The following is an 18,372-nucleotide window of genomic DNA, read 5'->3' as shown; positions in this document are numbered from 1 at the left end:
CTTTCTAAATAAAGCCGAGCGCGTGGGCAAATACCAGCACGCCCACAATCGCGGCGGTAATGGAAAGTACGTATACGGAAGCGGCGGCGATGTCCTTCGCACGCTTGGCCAGCGGATGGAGCTCCTGGGTCGCCAGGTCGACGATGGCCTCCATAGCGGTGTTGCACAGCTCGCCGTGAATCACCAGGCCACAACAGATGATAATCGTGGCCCACTCGGCAATGTCGAGCCCCACGACGCAGCCGGCAATGACGGTGCACACGCCCGCAACGAGCATGACCTTAATGTTGCGCTCGGTCTTGACGGCGGTGACGAAGCCCTCCATGGCGTAGGAAAACGACTTAAAGAAGGACGGATGGTCCTTGTTCGATCCGGGAATCATAGACGGCTCCTAGTCGTGGGCGTGGTTGGTGATGGGGCCGACGTGGACTAGCTTGGGGTCCTCGCCGCGCTCGAGCGCCAGATCGCGCAGGATGGCGTCCTCGCGGGCCTCCATGACCTCGGCCTCGTCGTCCTCGATGTGGTCATAGCCCAGCAGGTGCAGCATGCCGTGTACGAGCATCAGACGGCACTCGTCAGCAGGGCTATTGCCAAAACCGGGGGCCTGACGGGCAATAACCTGCGGGGCCAAGATAATATCGCCGAGCTCGAGCGTCTCATCGACGGGAATGTCATCGTCAAAGGCCGAGTCGCACTCAAACGAGAGGACATCGGTGGTGCGGTCGATACCGCGCCACTCGTGGTTGAGCTCGTGCATCTCGTCCTCGTCGACATACGAAAGGGAAATCTCGACTTCACGCTCAACGCCTTCGGCGGCAAGCACGACCTCGCAGATGTGTTCTACCTCCTGCGCGTCGAGCAGCGTATCGAGCTCGGCATCGTTGCTGATCAATACACTCAACGGGACTCCTTTCGGTCGCGCGGGCGCTGCTCGCGCACGTCATCATAAGCATCATATGCCTCGACGATACGTCCCACCAAGGCATGGCGCACCACGTCGGCACGCTCGAGGTGCGAAAATGCGACATCGTCGACACGGCCCAAAATCTTCTCGACATCCGCCAAGCCACCACGACGACCCACCAGGTCGCGCTGGCTCAGGTCGCCAGTAATCACGAACTTGGAGTTAAAACCCAAGCGCGTCAGAAACATCTTCATCTGCTCGGGCGTGGTATTTTGCGCCTCGTCGAGCACCACGAAGGCATCGCTCAGCGTGCGGCCGCGCATATAGGCAAGCGGGGCAATCTCGATCACGCCGCGCTCCATAAGCTCATCGGTGCGCTCGCGATCCATCATGTCAAAAAGGGCGTCGTAAAGCGGACGCATGTAGGGATCGATCTTTTCCTCGAGGGTGCCGGGCAAAAAGCCCAGATTCTCCCCCGCCTCGACAACCGGACGCGTCAAGATCAGACGGCCCACCTCGTGACGCTTGAGCGCGGCAACGGCGAGCGCCATAGCCAGATAGGTCTTACCGGTACCGGCAGGACCCAAGCCAAACGTGATGGTATGCGAGCGGATGGCATCCACATAGCGCTTTTGCCCAAGCGTCTTGGGGCGAATGACGCGGCCGCGATACGAAAGCAGCACGTCATCGCGAAGCGACGTAGCCTCGTGCTCACCGTCGCGCAAGACGACCAGGCAGCGAGAGACATCATCGGCAGACAGCGTGCGCCCGGCGGCCGCCTCGCGAAAAGCGTGTTCGAAAAAACGCGCCACGAGTTCGACCTCGTCCGGGTCACCGCACACGGCGATGCTATCGCCACGGGCGACCACATGGGCGCAAACCAAGCTCTCGAGCGCGCGAAGGACGCCGTCGCCGGCGCCCAAAACGCATGAGGGATCAATTCCCTCGGGAACGGTAAGTCTAATCTTCGAGGCTTCCATGAACCTCCCTGCGTGCATGGACCAAGCCGGAATCATCGACTCCGATGATAGCAACATCGAGCAGGCACGGGGCTGTAAGTCCACAGGTATCGTCAAGACGGGCATGATGGAACGAGCCGAGCGTCAGGTTGTCACCATACTCGAGCACGGCACGCTCGACCGTGCCCACGCGACGACGAGCGTCGGCAATAGCGAGCTCCTGTGCGGCGGCTCGCATACGACGGCTGCGCTCGGCCATAACCTCGGGCGGCACCTGGTCGGGCATATCGGCGGCAAGGGTGCCGGGACGCTTGCTGTAGCGGAACACGTGCATACGCGAGAAACCAACACGGCGACACAGAGCCAGCGACTCCTCGAACTCCTCGTCCGTCTCACCAGGAAAACCGACGATGACATCGCACGAAAGGGACGCCTGGGGCAAGTTGGCGCGAATCATACGCACCGTGTCCTCAAAGGCCTCGGCGCTATAGGGACGGCCCATGCGATGCAGGGTCGCCGTGCAGCCGGACTGCACGGGCAGGTGCAAAAACGGGGCGATACGCTGCGGGTGGCGCGCCATAACCTTAAGCAGGCGCTCGGAGATATCCATGGGCTCGACCGAGGAAATGCGCACATGCGGAATAGACGTGCGCTCCATGATGGCCTCGAGCAGCTCATCGATTTCGACGTGCTCGTCGGTCGCGCTCTTGCCATCGTAGGCACCCAGGTTCACACCGGTCAGCACCACCTCGGGCACGCCGGCCTCCTGGGCCTCACGAACTTGCTCGAGCACGGACTCAACGGGCACGGAGCGCTCGGGGCCGCGTGCCTTCCACACAATGCAATAGGTGCAGCGATGGTTGCAGCCGTCCTGAATCTTCACGCCCAGGCGAGAGCGACCGAGCGCATCGACCACCTCGCCATCACTACAGGCGGGAACGCTATCGGACTCAACGCCCAACACCTCGCAGACACGTTCGGCGACATCGATCTTGGACGGCTCGGCGATCACGCGATCCGAAAGCTCCAGCAGCTCCTCGGGATGTAAATTGACCACGCAACCGGTCACAAGCACATAGGGCTCGTTAGGATGGGCCAGCGCATGACGGACGGCCTTACGGGTCTTGGCCTCGGCCTCGCCCGTAACGGCACAGGTGTTAATGACGATCAGATCGGCATCCTGGGGATCCACAATAGCAAAGCCCAGACGCATAAGATCGGCAGTGATACGGTCAGACTCAACCCGGTTGACGCGGCAGCCGAGGTTGACGACGGAAATATGAGGTGCGAGCACGCGGGCTCCTTAATCGAGGATATCGTCGAGGGCACTCTTAATACGGTCGGTCACCGACTTCTTACCAGAAGCGACGTCATCGCCCATCTCATCGGCAAAAGCACGGAGCAGTTCGCGTTGCTTATTGGAAAGATTGGTGGGAACGACCACGCGCAGTTGCACGATCAGGCGGCCACGCGAACCGCCACCGCCAATGCGCGGCATGCCGTAATTATTGACGCTCACGGTGTCGCCGTACTGGGCGCCGGCGGGAACCGTCACCTTAACGACCTCGTCGGGCATAATGCCCTCGACCTCGATCTCGCAGCCGAGCGCAGCCTGCGCAATCGAGATATCGCTCACCAGGTACAGGTCGTCACCGTTGCGCTTAAAGCGCTCATGGTCGGCGACGCGCACGTTGACAATCAGGTCGCCCGAAGGCTCGCCGCGAAGGCCGGCCTCGCCAAAGCCGCTCACACGCAGCTGGCGACCGGTCGAAACGCCGGCGGGAATATCGATGTCGATCTTTTCGTGCGAAGGCGTACGGCCTTGACCGTCGCAGGTCTCGCAGGGATGATCGATAACCGTGCCCTCGCCATGGCAGTCGGGGCAAGGCGAGGAAGACTGAACCTGGCCCAAAAACGATCGCTGAACCGTCGTGACGTAGCCCGTACCGTGGCAGCGGCCGCACTGCTTTTCCTGTGCGCCCTCTGCCCTACCGGTGCCATTGCAGTCCTCGCAAGGAGCAAGGCGGTCATAGCTGATTGTCTTTTTGCAGCCGAGCGCCGCCTCCTCGAGCGTCACCGAAAGCGAGATGGCCATGTCTCGTCCGCGACGACGCTCACGACGGCTGCGGGCGCCACCGCCGGCACCGCCGCCAAAGAACGACGAGAAGAGGTCGTCCATGCCCATGCCACCAAAGATATCGTTGATATCGACGTAGCCCGAACCACCAGGGCCGTCGGCAGTGCCGTAACGGTCGTAGTTAGCACGCTTCTGCTCATCGGAAAGAACGGAATAGGCCTCGTTGAGCTCCTTGAACTTGGCCTCGGCCTCGGGGTCGTCCGAAACATCCGGATGTACGGTACGGGCCTTCTTTAGAAACGCACGCTTAATCGTCCGCGCGTCGGCATCCCTGTCGACGCCAAGCACCTCGTAGTAATCCCTATTTTCCGACACGACCGAATCCTTCCGACTTTCATTATTGTCACAGTGCGTCCTATACCCAAGCTGGACCGACCGCAAACAAAGGGTTTGATGTTATTGCATTTGGTACGGCGAAAGCATGGCCCGTTGCGAGCAGCTTGCGAACCAAACCGACACGAGCGCGAACATGAAGCCATTGGCAAAACCGTTGGCAAACTGCATCGCACCGCGCTTCCACCACAGCAGGCCGCGATGAAGCACACCGTCCGAAAGCACCATGAACAGGCCCATGGTAAACGGAATAAAGCACATCACGGCAAAGGCCGAGAACACACCCGAGATGGCCGAGAGTACCAAAAACGGCGCTACGATGCCCATCAGGTAAAAACCGGTACGAGCTTTGCCTTCCAAGCGCTCGGCCTCAACATGGGCGCGGCCGACCAGGTCGCCGCCCGCGGCACCGTTGGTGCCAGCATGACCCATGCCGCCAATGCGGACCTCGTCGCCATCGTGCGTGCCGGCAGGAAACTCAATCGTCTGCTCGGAGGTTACGCGAGTACGACCGCTGCCGCCGCAATCAGGGCAGGGATCGGCCACGACTTTACCGGAACCGCCGCACTCGGGGCAGACCGACTGGAACGCACCCGCACCAAACAGGAAGGACAGGTCGACGTCGATGTGGCCGCGGCCACCGCAGCTCGGGCAGGTATGGGCATGCTCAGACGAAACGGAGCCCGAGCCGCCGCAATGTCCGCACGTATCGAAACGCGTATAGCGGACGGTCTTGCGGGCACCGCCCTTGGCCTCCTTGGCGTCGAGTTTGATATCGACGACCACGTTGGCACCGTTCTCGGGATTATAGGCAGCCTGCCCACGACGCTGCTGGCCCCAGGCACCGCCAAAAGGAAAGCCGCCCTCAAAAGGATTGCCATAACCCGTGCTGCCGGCGTAGCCGCCACCATAGGGCGAAGCCGTAGGAGCACCGGCAAAGGGATTGTCCGAACGCATGGCGTCGTAGCGCGAACGCTTCTGCTCGTCCGAAAGCACGGCGTAGGCCTCGGAAACCTCTTTAAACTTTTCCTCGGCATCCGGCTCTTTGTTGACGTCCGGATGGAGCTTGCGGGCCTTTTGCTGGAAGGCCTTTTGAATATCACGCGAGGTGGCGTCCTTGGAGACACCCAGAATCTCGTAGTAATCTTTTTCGTTCATCGTCGCCATGCGCGGCAACCTCCTGCTCACAGCAGCGTATATATTCCGGTAATTCTACCCGAGCGACCTAAGCTAGATCCCAAAACAGCTCGAACAGAACATTTCCATCGAGCCAGCCCAGGTGGGTCGGCGCCAGACGAGCTCGAACATGACCCGCGACGACATCTGCCGAAGTGAAGGGTCCCCCATGGACCCCGAACGTCTCGGGCACCCAAGTGGCAAGACCCAATTCGAGTGCGCGATCGCAGGCAGCTGCCAGCTCATCGGCCGGGATGACACGAGCCGCGCGAACCAACAGGTCGGACGCGACACCGCGCGTCATGCGACAGGCGAGCATCAGGTCTTCGGCCGCAGCCTCGCGCTGCGACAGATGTTCGGCCTCGAACGCCGTCGCGTCATCGTCGCGTTGCACCAGACGCACGCGGTGCGCATCGCCTCGAGAAGACACGCCGGAGAACAAACCTGCAAGACGGTCGAAATCCTCGGCGTCGAGCATGCCCGCGGCAGAACGACCCAGGCCCAGGTAGCCCCGTCCGGTCCAGTAGGCAATGTTATGGGCGCACTCATGGCCGTCGAGCGCATAGCTCGCCACCTCATAGGGGTGATAACCGGCCGCACCCAGGAGCTCGCGTGCCATATCCATGCAGGCGGCCTGAAAATCCTCGTCGGGCTCGAGCGACTCGTCGCGACACGCCATGAGGTAGAGCGGCGTGGCCTCCTCGAGCGTGAGCGGGTACACCGACACATGATGCGGCGCCGCCACCAGCACGCCATCGAGCGTGCGCTTCCAACTCGCTGCGGTCTGCCCGGGAAGTCCGCACATAAGGTCGCACGACACGTCAAGCCCAGCGGTCTTGACTGTCGCGATGGCGGCGAGCGCCCGATCGGCATCGTGAATACGGCCGATAGCGGTAAGTTCGGTGTTATCGAGCGTTTGCACGCCCAGAGAGACGCGTGTGACACCAACCTTGGCAAGTGCAGCGGCAAGCTCGGCGGTCAGCGACTCGGGATTGGCCTCGCAGGTAAACTCAACGGGGGCGCACCACGCACGAATACGCCGCGCCAGCTCCACCAGGCGCTCCCCCGCCAGCGACGGCGTACCGCCGCCAACATAGACGGTGCGGATCTGGTCAAGGGCACCAGCCTTGCCAAAAGCATCGAGACGCGCGAACAACTGCTCAAAATAGGCATCGAGCGCAGCGCTCAGATCACACGGAGCAAAACTGCGCGAGTCAAAGTCGCAGTACCGGCACTTTTGGGCGCAAAACGGCACGTGCACGTACAGCGCGGTAACGGCCACCCTTAAGCCTCCAGCGGATGAGGGGGCACCGATTCGCCGGCGGCAAGTGCGGCCTCGCAGGCCACCACATCGCGCTCGATCTCATCGACCAGCACCATAAACTCCTCGTATGTGGAACAGCGCACCACATGGGCACGCCAAGCGGCGGCATGGGGCATGCCTTTTAAGTACCAGCTTGCGTACGTGCGGGCACGCGACATGAGCGGCAGAAGCTCGTGCGTCAGCGTTAGGTGTTCACGCAGGGCGTCCAGGCGCTCGACGGAGCTGCGCGCCGGCACCGGTATGCCATCGAGCGCAAGGGCGCGAGCATCACCGAACACCCAGGGATTACCATAGATGCCGCGCGCGATAAACACCGCGCTGGCACCAGAACTGCGCAGATGCTCCGCGGCATCCTCGGCGCAGAACACATCGCCCGAACCAATCACGGGAATCTCGACGGCATCTGCGACCTCATCGACGACAGACCAATCGGCCTGCCCCGTATAGAGCTGCGTGGCACAACGACCGTGCACGGCAACTGCGGAGGCGCCCGCCCCTTCGAGCATCTGGGCAAACGTTGCGGCGTTGCGGTCCTCGGCATAAAAACCCTTGCGAATCTTCACGGTCACGGGAACATGAGCCGCGCCCACAGCTGCCTCAACAATCTTCTCGGCCAGATCGGGTGTGCGCATAAGCGCCGAGCCCTCGCCCTTGGTAACGACCTTGCGGGCGGGGCATGCCATATTGATATCGATGAGCGACAGACGATCGCCCACACGATCCTCGACGGCGGCGACGGCGCTCGCAAACTGCTCGGGCTTGGAGCCAAAGAGCTGCACGCAAATCTGCTGCTCCTCGTCGGCCGGCAGCACCAGGCGCCACGTTTTGTTGCTAGCATAGGCAAGGCCCGCCACGCTCACCATCTCGCTATAGGCGAGATTGGCACCGCGGCGACGGCACATGATGCGGTAGGCGGGGTCGGTCACGCCCGCCATGGGAGCCATAAGGAACGGCTGCTCGGCATAGGCGCCCAGCAGCCGCAGACTATATTCGGAAAGCGCCATAGACCTACTCGTCCACCTTGAGGATCGCCATAAAGGCCTCCTGCGGAACCTCGACAGAACCGATGGCCTTCATGCGTTTCTTGCCCTCTTTCTGCTTCTCGAGCAGTTTGCGCTTACGCGAGATATCGCCGCCGTAGCACTTGGCAAGCACGTCCTTGCGACGCGCCTTGACGGTGGAGCGGGCAATGATCTTGTTGCCGATAGCACCCTGGATGGGAACCTCGAACAGCTGACGCGGAATGATTTCCTTGAGCTTGTCGCATAGACCGCGGGCAAGACCGTAGGCCTTGTCCTTGTGGACGATAAACGACAGCGCGTCCACCTCGTCGCCCGAAAGCAAGATATCGAGCTTCACGAGCTCGGAGGGACGATACTCGTTGAACTCGTAGTCGAGCGAGGCATAGCCCTTGGTTCGGCTCTTGAGCTGGTCAAAGAAATCCAAGATGAGCTCGGCAAGCGGCATATCGAAGCGCATCTCGACCGACTTGCTCGTGAGATGGATCATGTCGGTAGTAATGCCGCGGTGCTCGATAGCGAGCTGCATGACGGCACCCGTATACTCGGGCGGGCAGATAATCTTGGCCTTGAGGTAGGGCTCCTCAATGCGCTCGATGCGCGTAGCCTCGGGCAGATCCTGCGGGCTGCGGACATCAATCATCTCGCCGTCAGTCTTGTAGACGTGATAGTCGACCGATGGACTCGTGGCAATGAGGTCAAGATTGAACTCGCGCTCCAGGCGTTCCTTGACGACTTCCATGTGCAGCAGGCCCAAGAAGCCCACGCGGAAGCCAAAGCCGAGCGCCACCGAGGTCTCGGGCTCCCACACCAACGACGGGTCGTTGACGTGCAGCTTATCGAGCGCGTCACGCAGGTTCTCGTAGTCCTTGTTATCGATCGGGAACAGGCCCGTATAGACCATGGGCTTGGCCTCGCGGTAACCGGGAAGCGGCTCGGGGCAGGGATTCGACGCCCACGTGAGGGTATCGCCCACGCGAACGGCCTCGGGGTCCTTCAGGCCCGTGACCACGTAGCCCACCTCGCCGACCGTCAGCGCATCGACCGGGGTCTCGGCGGGACGCTTGACGCCCACGCCATCGACCAAAAAGTCGCCCTTTGCCTGCATCATGCGCAGGGTATCGCCCTTTTTGATGGAGCCGTCAAAGATGCGCACCGTGGCGACGACGCCACGATACTCGTCGAAGTACGAATCCAGGATGAGTGCCTTGAGCGGCGCGTTCGCATCGCCCTTGGGCGGAGAGATCAAAAAGACAATGGACTCCAGCAGATCGTGGATGCCCTCGCCGGTCTTGCCCGAGACACACACGGCATCATCGGCAGGAATCGCCAGGTCATCCTCGATCTCGGTCTTAACCTCGTCGGGATGAGCCGAGGGCAGGTCGATCTTGTTGATGGCCGGCACAATGTCCAGATTGGCGTTCATGGCAAGCGTCGCGTTGGAGACGGTCTGTGCCTCGACGCCCTGTGTGGCGTCGACAACGAGCACCGCGCCCTCACAGGCTGCCAGCGAGCGCGAGACCTCATAGGTAAAGTCCACGTGGCCCGGCGTATCGATCAGATTGAACTGATACGTCTCGCCATCGTCGGCGTCATAGGACACGCGAACGGCATTGGACTTGATCGTGATGCCGCGCTCGCGCTCGATATCCATGGTGTCGAGCAGCTGCGACTCCATGTCGCGTTCGTCGACGGTATGGGTGAGCTCGAGGATGCGATCGCTGATCGTGGACTTGCCATGGTCGATGTGCGCAACGATTGAGAAGTTGCGGATGTGGGAAATGTCAATTGAAGTATTCATGCGGACTATCTTACCCGAGCGGTACAAAAAATGGAGCCTGTTCCATAAAACAGGCTCCATTTATGCGCGTAATCTGTGTGGTGTGAAATTTACAACTTAGGCGTTGATGCTGTTCACGAGCTTGGCAAGACCGGACTTGCGGTTGGAAGCCTGGTTCTTGTGGATAACATGCTTGGCGGCAGCCATGTCGAGACGCTTGGTGACGGTCTTGAGGGCAGCCTGGGCCTTCTCGGCGTCGCCCTCGGCGACGGCGGACTGGACGTGCTTGGTCAGCGTCTTGAGCTCGGACTTGACAGCCTTGTTACGCATGCGAGCTGCCTCATTGGTGCGGATACGCTTCTTCTGAGACTTGATGTTTGCCACTTCTGGAGTTCCTTTCGAGTTCCTTGCAAAAAATGTATGACACCTCTGAGACACGGTGAGGTCATGCAAGCGCCTACTATAGCACGCTCCCCCTCAAAGGGATAGAACGAATTTGTCAAATAGGCAGGTATCATCACGATTTTCTCAAGATGTTCGTAATCCAGAGCAAAAGCGCGGTCTGAGAATCGGCCGAACCCTTGAGCGCGAGCTCCACATCAACGGCACCCTCGAGCGCTGCGACGAGCTCTGCCATCGAAAAGCGACGTGCCCAGGTCAGGTGATTCTTGACCTGCCAGGACTGGAGTTTGAGCGTTGCGGCCAGCTCACGACCCTGTCCGCGCGCATCGAGCGCCTTGGCAACGATAAGCTCGCGAATGCGGCCGCACAGCAATGTGTACGTCCACACGTAGCTCTTGGCGGGCATTAGATTGAAGAGCTCGAGCGAACGGCGCATGTCACGGGCCGAGACCGCATTGAGAAAGTCCCAGGGTTGAACCTCGGCCGTTCGTACAATCCAGCGCTCAACGTCGGCAAGCTCAATCTGGGGCGCCTCGACCATCTGGGCAAGCTTAGCCAAGTCGTTATCGAGCATGCGAGTGTTTTCACCCGAACGCGAAACGAGCTCCTCGGCGGCCGCCGTCGAGATCGACTTGCCGTGCTGCGTCGCCATCTGTTGCACGCGGCGCGGTAACTCCCAGCGCTTGGTGCCGGAGCAATCGATCACGGCCTTCTTGTCGATTTTGGCGATCGCCTTATACAGGCGCGTGTTCTTGGCAAGCGAGTCGGCGATGATGAGGCAGACCGTCGTGGGGCTGGGACTCGCCAGATAGTCGACAAGCGACTCCGAGACCGCCTTAGCGAGCTTTGAGCAGCCATCAAGGATTACCAAGCGAAACTCGCTGCCCATCGGAAAGGTGTTAAGCGATCCGATAATGGACTCGATATCGGGGTCCTTGGTCATGTCGCGCTCGTCGAGGTTGAACTCGACCATTCCCGACTTTTCCAGACGCGCCTTCATACGCGAGACGGCGTGATCGCGCTTGACGCCGTCGGTACCGACGATCAGATATGCCGGCAGCAGACCGGTTTCGGACATTACGCTCCCCTCCCGCAGGCCTTCGTATTCGTTCCGTGCCATTCTAGCCCAGGGGCCCACCACACGCCATCGACGTCGTCACGGTCGCTGGCATCGCATCGCAAAGCCCTTTGCGGTCGGGCTGATGGTGATATCACCATGTTCGATGGTGCATGCGAACGCACCGCCCGCTTCCTGAACGGCATCGATGCAGGCATCCGACGGATGACCGTATCGATTCCCCTTGCCGGCGCTCGCGAGGGAAAGCTCGGGTCTCAGGACATCCAGCAACTCACCATCGACTGAAACCTTGGAGCCGTGATGCCCAAGTTTAAGGACATCGATATCCCCCACCTCCTGCACGAATTCCCGTTCTTGGTCGAGCTCGGCATCACCAGTGAGGAGCATACGCAGGCTCTTGCCTTCCTGAACATAAGAGAGTAGCAGGACAAGCGAGTCCTCATTTCCCTCGCCATCTACGGACTCGAACGGCCACATCACGCGGGCACAAAATGAGCCGATGTCGACCGTATCCCCACGGCGCACCTGCCGATACTCAACGCCAGGTCGATTCAATACCTCGGCAGGAGCATCCTCCAACGCATCCGCCGCCACGGCAATCGTTCCGACCGAAAACTGTTCGAGCACGGCAGGTAGACCACCCCAGTGATCCTCATCCCAATGCGTCACAAAGACGGCATCGATATGGTGCACGTTATTGCGAACCAACGCCGCTACCACGCGCTCATCGAGCCCGCAGTCGACGAGTGCTAATGCGTCGCCCTGGCGGATAAGAATCGCATCCGCCTGGCCCACATCGAGCACCGTCACCGAAGGCGGAGCGAATCGATCCCAGTAGACGTACGGAATCGCAGCCAAGAGCACCAGGCATGAAAGCCCCACCGCCATAGGACGTGCACGGGGACGCGGCCACCAGACCAACAGAACCGCCAGCAAACACGGCACTAGGTAAATCCACATGCTATCGGGCGGCACACTCACAGATACACCAGGCACGGCGGCAAACAGTTGCTCGAAGAACAGTGCGCAACGGGCGGCAACCATGGGCACAACGAGCGCCCAAATCCGCAACGGTTCCACGAGCGAAAAGGGAACCAGCACGATCGACACAGCAAGCAGTACGCTCACCACCGGACCGATGACTGCATTTGCCAGCGGAGCAATGAGCGAGAACGTACCGAAGGCAGGAATGGTAATGGGAAGTGTTGCCAGTTGCGAGCACAGCGTGACGGAAAGTATGTTGGCAACGCCCGATGGCACACCCAGCTCACCCAAAGCGTAGGTCGCATAGGGGCAAAAGCACAGAATGGCTAAGACGCTGGCACACGAGAGCTGAAAGCCCATCTCGAACAGCACCGTCGGCCGCAGTAGCACAAAGATGGACATGGTTACGAAGAGTGCCGATGCGCCGTGCCGGCGACGCCCCGCGCCGTTTACGACAAGCGTCGCGAACACCATGCAGCACGCGCGCACGGCCGAGGGAGACGCGCCCGTAAAGGCAGTGTAGCCCACAAGCGCCATCGCCAATATCGCCCGCTGAACACCACGTGAGCAGCGAGTCTTTTGCAATACACCCTCGATTACAAATCCCACGATAGCCAAATGGCTGCCCGAGACGGCGATAAGATGCGCCGTTCCCGTTACCGAAAACCAGTCGCCCGCCGGCTGGGCGCGCAGTTCGGCCGAACGACCGCAGACGACACCGGCTATGAGTGCACGCGCCGGGTCGGTCGCAGGCGCGATGGACGCAAGCAGCCCATTTCGCAGCCGAAGCAGCGGTCCCGGAGAGCCCTCATCGGCCGACACAATCCGAACGACTTTAACCTTGCGCACCTCGCCTCGGAGCACGCGCGATCGTCCATACGCATCGTTCTCAAAACGTGAAACGCGACCGATAACACGCACGTACGCCCCGACCTTGAGCTCGCGGTCGCACGATAGGCGAACCGTTGCCAAGTTCTTACCGTCCGCGCGTGCCTCGCAGGTATAGGAATACACGTCGTCGTTTATGGATGGATCGCCCTGCACGATAAACTCGAGGCCGCTTGCCGCTCGACCGTCGAGCGCCTTCGAGGCGCTGAGCGCACCCACAGCCCACCACGCCGAGACGACCGCTCCCGCCACGAGACCGACGGACGCGGCATACAACCACCGCTTCAAAGGGGCAAGCCGCGCACAAGATTGAGCCAGCACAACGAATACCGTCGTCGCAACGGGAATGGCCCATAGCAGCCCGACCGCCGGCGCCTGCTCCCTCAGCAGCGCATCAGCGGCCACGTTGAGCACCGAGGCGCAGCTCATGCACATGCCGGCACACAGGGCCATCGTCCACGGCATCAGGGGCCGCGGAGGCATCACATGCTCGCGCTCGGTCGCACTCATACGCAGATGCAATCTTTGATTTTGGCAAGCTTCTTCTCGCCGATTCCCGATACACGCATCAGATCGTCAACCGAGGCAAAAGCACCGTTCTTTGTCCGCTCATCGATAATCGACTGTGCCATGGAGGGACCGATGCCCGAGAGCGTCTGCAGTTCTGCCGCGCTTGCCGTATTGATATTTACTAGGCCTGTTGCGCCACTCACGCCCGATGATGCGAAAGCCCCACCATCAACACCGGCTTCCGCAATGGACGTCTGCTGCTCCCCTACCGTTGGAACGTGAATCTTCTGTCCATCGACGACCTTAGATGCCCGATTGAGCCCCGTAACGTCTGCCTCAGGCGCCAGCCCGCCGGCGGCATCAATCGCCTGAGCCACCCGCGCGCCGTCTTTGAGCCTGTATACACCGGGCGACACAACAGCGCCATCAACATCGACATAGACTTCTGCCGCGGCAGACGCCTTAGACGAAGAGCCTTCGGATGTCTTTCCGCTCGAGGCATCGCCGGATCCCGGCTCCACCAACGAGTCTGAACCGTCAGTGCGCTCAAACGACACGCCGCCGGCACCGCCGCCAAGGTTCGCCATCGCCAAGCCGCTCGCCATCGCAATGACGACCAGTATCGCCACGACCACCGCCTTATGACCGAACAGCTTGTCCGCCAAGCGGTCCATCTTTTTGACCCGTTCGTGTTGTTCGCGCTGCGCCATAGCAAAACCTCCCAACACCATCGTGTCAGGAAAGGAACTCCGCAACAGCTACGCTCCAAAACCGGTTTTAGCGGTCAAACCAAAAACCGACCAAAACCTTGCACAAATCTGTCCATTTATTCAGGCACACGTCAGCAAATGAACACTTAGCCGCAAAATGCCCAGATAGCAAAAGACCGACGATGCAGGCGCATCGTCGGTCTATGCACAAATTTACTCGTGATCTTGGTAAATCTCACGCGGAGCAAGCTCCGAATGTTTGCGTTTTAAGGTCTTGGGGGCCTTATACGTGTTGCTCTCGAAGTCGATGTACTCGGTCTGTTTGAGCAGGCGCTCGATCATCTCCTCGTGATCGAACAACTCCCAGGCCTCATGCACGGCATCGAGTTTAGCGTGCGTCTCGGGACGGCGCGGCATAAATAGCGTGCAGCAGTCGGGAGCGGCCTCAGTCGAGATATCGAACGTGCCGATCTCCTCGGCGCGCGCGATGATCTCCTGCTTGTCCGAACCGATGAGAGGACGGAACACGGGGATCTTCACGGCCTCGTTGACGGCCATGATGTTCTCAAGCGTTTGGGAGGCAACCTGCCCAAGTGATTCGCCCGTAACGATAGCCTTGGCACCCTCGATGTGTGCAATGCGCTCGGCAACCGAATACATAATGCGGCGATACATAATCACGCGCAGGTTGCTGGGACAGGTGACCGAAATCTCACGCTGGCAGTCACCAAACGGCACCACGTACAGGCGGCCGATCTGGACACCCGGCTCAAGCGCACGGATGATGTCCTGCACCAAATACTCGCTCGTATCGGGCGTCTGCGGACGACCAGAGAAATGTACCGGCACGCACACCGCGCCGCGACGCGCGAGCATCCAGGTCGCCACCGGAGAATCGATACCCGACGACAGCAGCGTCACGACCTTGCCGGCAGAACCCACCGGCAGACCGCCCACACCGCGCTCGGAGCGCGCATACACGTAGACGCTACCCTGGACCACCAGTACGTGCACCATAGCGTCAGGATCGTGCATCTGAACCTTTTTATCGGGGAAGGCCTCGCACAGTACCTCGCCCACCTGACGATTGATATCAATCGAGGTGAGCTCATAGTCAGTATTGGAGCGCTTGGCGTGCACCTTAAACGAATCGAAAGGACCAAACTCGCGCAGCGCCTTGACGGCGGCGGCACAGTACTCCTGCGGGTCGCGGTTAGTGTGATACGCCAAAGACACACGAGCAACGCCGGGAACGGTGCGAATGACACGCGCCGCCTCATCGGCCTGATGCTCGTTAAAGGTCACGAGGATATAACCGGAAATTCGAGACACGGCATTCACGGAAAAGGCGGCCAAGGCCGCCTTGATGTTATCCATGAGGATATGCTCAAAATGTGCGCGGTTCTTACCCTTCAGTCCAACCTCGTGATAGTGGACCAGGCAGACGCGAGCCGCCATTTAGGCTTCAGCAACCTTGTGGCCGAGCGCCTTCTCGTAACGGGCCTCGTCGTAAGAGATGTCGCCGTCGACAATCTCGTCCATAGCCATCGAGATGGTATCGGCACCGGAAAGCCCGATGGTGATGTCATCGACATCCTGGACGGCAAGCACGCGGTTGTGCTGGCCACGCAGCATGCTATTGATGTCGCAGGCGCGCTTGGAGGCAAGCGAAGCGAGCAGGAAGCGGTTGTGATCGGTCTTCTCCAGAAGATCGTCAATGCAAGGCTTTACAACGGACACGGACCTCAGTTCCTTTCATGCATATCGAGAACGCGAACGAGTTCATCGGTCGCGCGGTCGAGATCGTCATTAACCACGACGTCGTCGTAGCGGTCGGCAAGGGCAAGCTCATCGGCGGCGTTTGCCATACGCAGCTCAATCGTCTCGGGCGTCTCGGTACCGCGACCGACTAGACGCTCGCGGAGCACCTCAAGCGAAGGCGGCTTGATAAAGATCAGCACGGCCTCGGGGAAACGCTCCTTCACCTGCAGGGCGCCCTGGACATCGATCTCCAAAATCAGAGACGCGCCCGAGGCGAGCTTGGATGTGACCTCGCTCACCAACGTGCCGTAGCAGTTACCGTGGACCTCGGCCCACTCAACAAACTCGCCGTTTGCCACGCGGCGGTCGAACTCCTCGCGCGTCAGAAAAAAGTAGTTGACGCCGTCGACCTCACCTTTGCGTGGTGCTCGCGTGGTAGCCGAAACCGTCAGGCCCAGGTTCGAGCGGCGCTCGCGCACACGAGTGACGAGCGTACCCTTGCCTGCGCCTGACGGTCCAGAAATCACAAAGAGCTTGGAATCCTGAGCGCTCACTTATTTGGTCAGCTGCTCGAGGAGCTGCTCGCGCTGACGGACGCCGAGGCCCTGGACGCGACGGGTAGCGGAGATACCGAGCTCCTCCATGATCTTGGCGGCCTTGGCCTTGCCATAACCAGGGAGAGACTCGATGAGGGTGGAAACCTTCATGCGGGAAGCGATGGGGTCATCGGAGTTGAGCACGGACTCAAGGGACTTCTCGCCCTTCTTGATCTGCTCGCGAAGCTCAGCGCGGGCGTGACGTGCGGCAGCAGCCTTCTCAAGAGCCTGCTTGCGCTGCTCATCGGTAAGCTGAGGGAGTGCCATTCGTACCTCCAAGTAGTTGGGTTATATCTGATTCAATAGTTGGCATTTTAGCACGTAGAACGTACAAAATGCCCAATCGCGGCTCCATAGGTTAGACGATACCCGCAAAAAGTGCAATATACTGCGCCCAAAGTTAAGCCCCTGACCTGCGATTCCACACAAAGGATGGGAAAGTTTACGCAGGCACAGGGGCTATTTTGTGCTAATGGGGGGTGCGGACAGAAAGTTGGACCGTGAAGCGGTCCGGACTGGAGGTTCGCATGTACAGCAGGGAGAAGGTCGAGCTCTTCCTCCTGGCGACGGAGGACGGCATGGGGCCGACCGCCGCCGCGAAGTTCGCGGGGGTCTCGGTGGGCGCGGCCAAGAAGTGGGCGACGGGGCACCTCCCGCACAGCTACACCGGGGCGCGCTGTAGAATCGGGGCGAGGAAACCGCCACGGAAGGAGGCCAGCTTGGGCCCCGACAAGTCGATCTACGCCCCGCCGGCGACCGGCCCGCTCGCCGGGCTCAACGAGGACCAGATAGAGAACCTGCTGCTCAGGGCGGTGTTGGCCGACCCAAAAGCGGAAGGGTGGGACCCGGCTTCGATCTCGAACAGGAGCAAGTGCGAGCTCGGCGAGAGATTGAGGCGGGCGACCGCCCTGCCCCTCCGCTCGATCACAGGTTTCTTGAGGATATCGAAGAGCTCCTATGAGTACTGGAGGCCCCGCGTCGCCGCGCCGCGCGACCGCGACGCCGACATTCGCGACCGCGTGGTGCGCATCTTCCGCGAGGGCTCGGGGTGCTGGGGGTACCGCACCGTCTGGGCGCGCCTGCGCCGCGAGGGCGTCCGGGCCAGCGAGAAGCGCGTGGCCCGCGTGATGCGCGAGGAGGGCCTCGAGGTCGTCTACAACAAGAGGCGCGCCCGGGGCTACAGCTCCTACGCCGGCGAGGTCTCCAAGGCGCCGGAGAACCTCGTGAACAGGAGGTTCCGCGCCGACGAGCCCAACCGGCTGTGGCTCACCGACATCACCGAGTTCAGGCTCCCGGGCGGCGAGAAGGTCTACCTGAGCCCGATCGTCGACTGCTTCGACGGGATGCCCGTCGCCTGGTCGATCGGGCTGCACCCCGACAAGCGCCTCGCGAACTCGAGCCTGCTCAAGGCCTGCGCGGCCAGGCCGGCGGGCGCGCGCACGACGATCCACTCGGACCGGGGCGGCCACTACCGCTGGCCGGAGTGGATCGGGATCTGCGAGGAGAACGGCCTGGTCAGGAGCATGTCCGCGAAGGGCTGCAGCCCGGACAACTCGGCCTGCGAGGGCTTCTTCGGCCGCCTCAAGAACGAGTTCTTCCACTACAGGGACTGGGAGGGCGTGACGGCCGAGGAGTTCATGGGCAGGCTCGAGGCCTACCTCGTGTACTATCGCGAGGAGCGGATAAAGAAGTCCCTCGGGTGGCTCAGCCCGATGGAGTACCGCAGGAAGCTTGTGGAGTGGGAAGGATAAACTGGACTTTCTTTTAAGGATCCTCAAGCGTATTGCCGCTCGTATTCCACTGGAGACATG

General features: G+C 60.8%; 18 protein-coding genes. 1 reads left to right on the top strand and 17 read right to left on the bottom strand.

All coding sequences use genetic code 11. The features are described from left to right. Positions 1-4: 4 nt before the first annotated feature. The 17 genes from I4W07_RS04925 to mihF form a co-directional block, all read right to left on the bottom strand. Positions 5-382 carry a diacylglycerol kinase family protein gene (locus tag I4W07_RS04925; RefSeq protein WP_196025805.1) on the bottom strand — a complete coding sequence of 126 codons (378 nt, stop codon included), beginning with the start codon at positions 380-382 and terminating at the stop codon, positions 5-7. A gap of 9 nt (positions 383-391) precedes the next feature. Beyond that, complete coding sequence (gene ybeY, locus I4W07_RS04920) at positions 392-901, bottom strand: rRNA maturation RNase YbeY (protein ID WP_195233636.1); 510 nt, start codon at positions 899-901, stop codon at positions 392-394. Next, positions 898-1,884 carry a PhoH family protein gene (locus tag I4W07_RS04915; protein WP_196025804.1) on the bottom strand — a complete coding sequence of 329 codons (987 nt, stop codon included), beginning with the start codon at positions 1,882-1,884 and terminating at the stop codon, positions 898-900. The genes ybeY and I4W07_RS04915 overlap by 4 nt, the downstream gene beginning before the upstream one ends. Next, positions 1,865-3,157: a MiaB/RimO family radical SAM methylthiotransferase gene (locus I4W07_RS04910; protein ID WP_196025803.1), complete on the bottom strand. Its 1,293-nt coding sequence runs from the start codon at positions 3,155-3,157 to the stop codon at positions 1,865-1,867. The genes I4W07_RS04915 and I4W07_RS04910 overlap by 20 nt, the downstream gene beginning before the upstream one ends. 9 nt (positions 3,158-3,166) lie before the next feature. Then, positions 3,167-4,315, bottom strand: a complete 1,149-nt coding sequence (gene dnaJ, locus I4W07_RS04905; RefSeq protein WP_099431798.1) for a molecular chaperone DnaJ — start codon at positions 4,313-4,315, stop codon at positions 3,167-3,169. Positions 4,316-4,396: 81 nt separating this feature from the next. After that, a complete protein-coding gene (locus tag I4W07_RS04900; protein ID WP_196025802.1) occupies positions 4,397-5,500 on the bottom strand; it encodes a DnaJ domain-containing protein in 1,104 nt (367 codons plus the stop codon). A gap of 58 nt (positions 5,501-5,558) precedes the next feature. Then, positions 5,559-6,791, bottom strand: a complete 1,233-nt coding sequence (gene hemW / locus I4W07_RS04895; protein ID WP_196025801.1) for a radical SAM family heme chaperone HemW — start codon at positions 6,789-6,791, stop codon at positions 5,559-5,561. Positions 6,792-6,793: 2 nt separating this feature from the next. Next, on the bottom strand, positions 6,794-7,837 hold the full coding sequence (gene dusB, locus I4W07_RS04890) for a tRNA dihydrouridine synthase DusB (protein WP_196025800.1): 1,044 nt from the start codon (positions 7,835-7,837) through the stop codon (positions 6,794-6,796). A gap of 4 nt (positions 7,838-7,841) precedes the next feature. Then, positions 7,842-9,653 carry a translation elongation factor 4 gene (gene lepA / locus I4W07_RS04885; protein ID WP_117770326.1) on the bottom strand — a complete coding sequence of 604 codons (1,812 nt, stop codon included), beginning with the start codon at positions 9,651-9,653 and terminating at the stop codon, positions 7,842-7,844. A gap of 96 nt (positions 9,654-9,749) precedes the next feature. Continuing rightward, entirely contained in the window at positions 9,750-10,016 is a 267-nt protein-coding gene (rpsT, locus tag I4W07_RS04880) for a 30S ribosomal protein S20 (RefSeq protein ID WP_022094714.1), read from the bottom strand. Between the two features lie 133 nt (positions 10,017-10,149). Then, positions 10,150-11,112, bottom strand: coding sequence for a DNA polymerase III subunit delta (gene holA, locus I4W07_RS04875; RefSeq protein WP_196025799.1), 963 nt, complete (start codon positions 11,110-11,112; stop codon positions 10,150-10,152). 78 nt (positions 11,113-11,190) lie between these two features. Continuing rightward, on the bottom strand, positions 11,191-13,494 hold the full coding sequence (locus I4W07_RS04870) for a DNA internalization-related competence protein ComEC/Rec2 (protein ID WP_196025798.1): 2,304 nt from the start codon (positions 13,492-13,494) through the stop codon (positions 11,191-11,193). Beyond that, positions 13,491-14,204 (bottom strand): ComEA family DNA-binding protein, encoded by a 714-nt coding sequence (locus tag I4W07_RS04865; RefSeq protein WP_195568769.1) that lies wholly within the window; start codon positions 14,202-14,204, stop codon positions 13,491-13,493. The genes I4W07_RS04870 and I4W07_RS04865 overlap by 4 nt, the downstream gene beginning before the upstream one ends. Before the next feature lie 213 nt (positions 14,205-14,417). Continuing rightward, positions 14,418-15,662: a tRNA uracil 4-sulfurtransferase ThiI gene (gene thiI / locus I4W07_RS04860; protein WP_022094718.1), complete on the bottom strand. Its 1,245-nt coding sequence runs from the start codon at positions 15,660-15,662 to the stop codon at positions 14,418-14,420. After that, entirely contained in the window at positions 15,663-15,944 is a 282-nt protein-coding gene (locus tag I4W07_RS04855) for a DNA-directed RNA polymerase subunit omega (RefSeq protein ID WP_035138532.1), read from the bottom strand. Between the two features lie 5 nt (positions 15,945-15,949). Then, positions 15,950-16,519: a guanylate kinase gene (gene gmk, locus I4W07_RS04850; RefSeq protein WP_055309885.1), complete on the bottom strand. Its 570-nt coding sequence runs from the start codon at positions 16,517-16,519 to the stop codon at positions 15,950-15,952. Further along, entirely contained in the window at positions 16,520-16,828 is a 309-nt protein-coding gene (gene mihF, locus I4W07_RS04845) for an integration host factor, actinobacterial type (RefSeq protein WP_006236130.1), read from the bottom strand. A gap of 260 nt (positions 16,829-17,088) precedes the next feature. Between mihF and I4W07_RS04840 the strand changes: the two genes are divergently transcribed. After that, the gene (locus I4W07_RS04840; RefSeq protein WP_196025797.1) at positions 17,089-18,312 is read left to right on the top strand and encodes an IS3 family transposase; all 1,224 of its coding nucleotides are present in this window, start codon (positions 17,089-17,091) and stop codon (positions 18,310-18,312) included. Positions 18,313-18,372: the final 60 nt, after the last annotated feature.

The organism is Collinsella aerofaciens (assembly GCF_015670745.1).
Taxonomy (GTDB): domain Bacteria; phylum Actinomycetota; class Coriobacteriia; order Coriobacteriales; family Coriobacteriaceae; genus Collinsella; species Collinsella aerofaciens_T.
The sequence above is the reverse complement of the archived record's forward strand: the minus strand, read 5'-3'. Positions and strand labels throughout refer to the sequence as shown.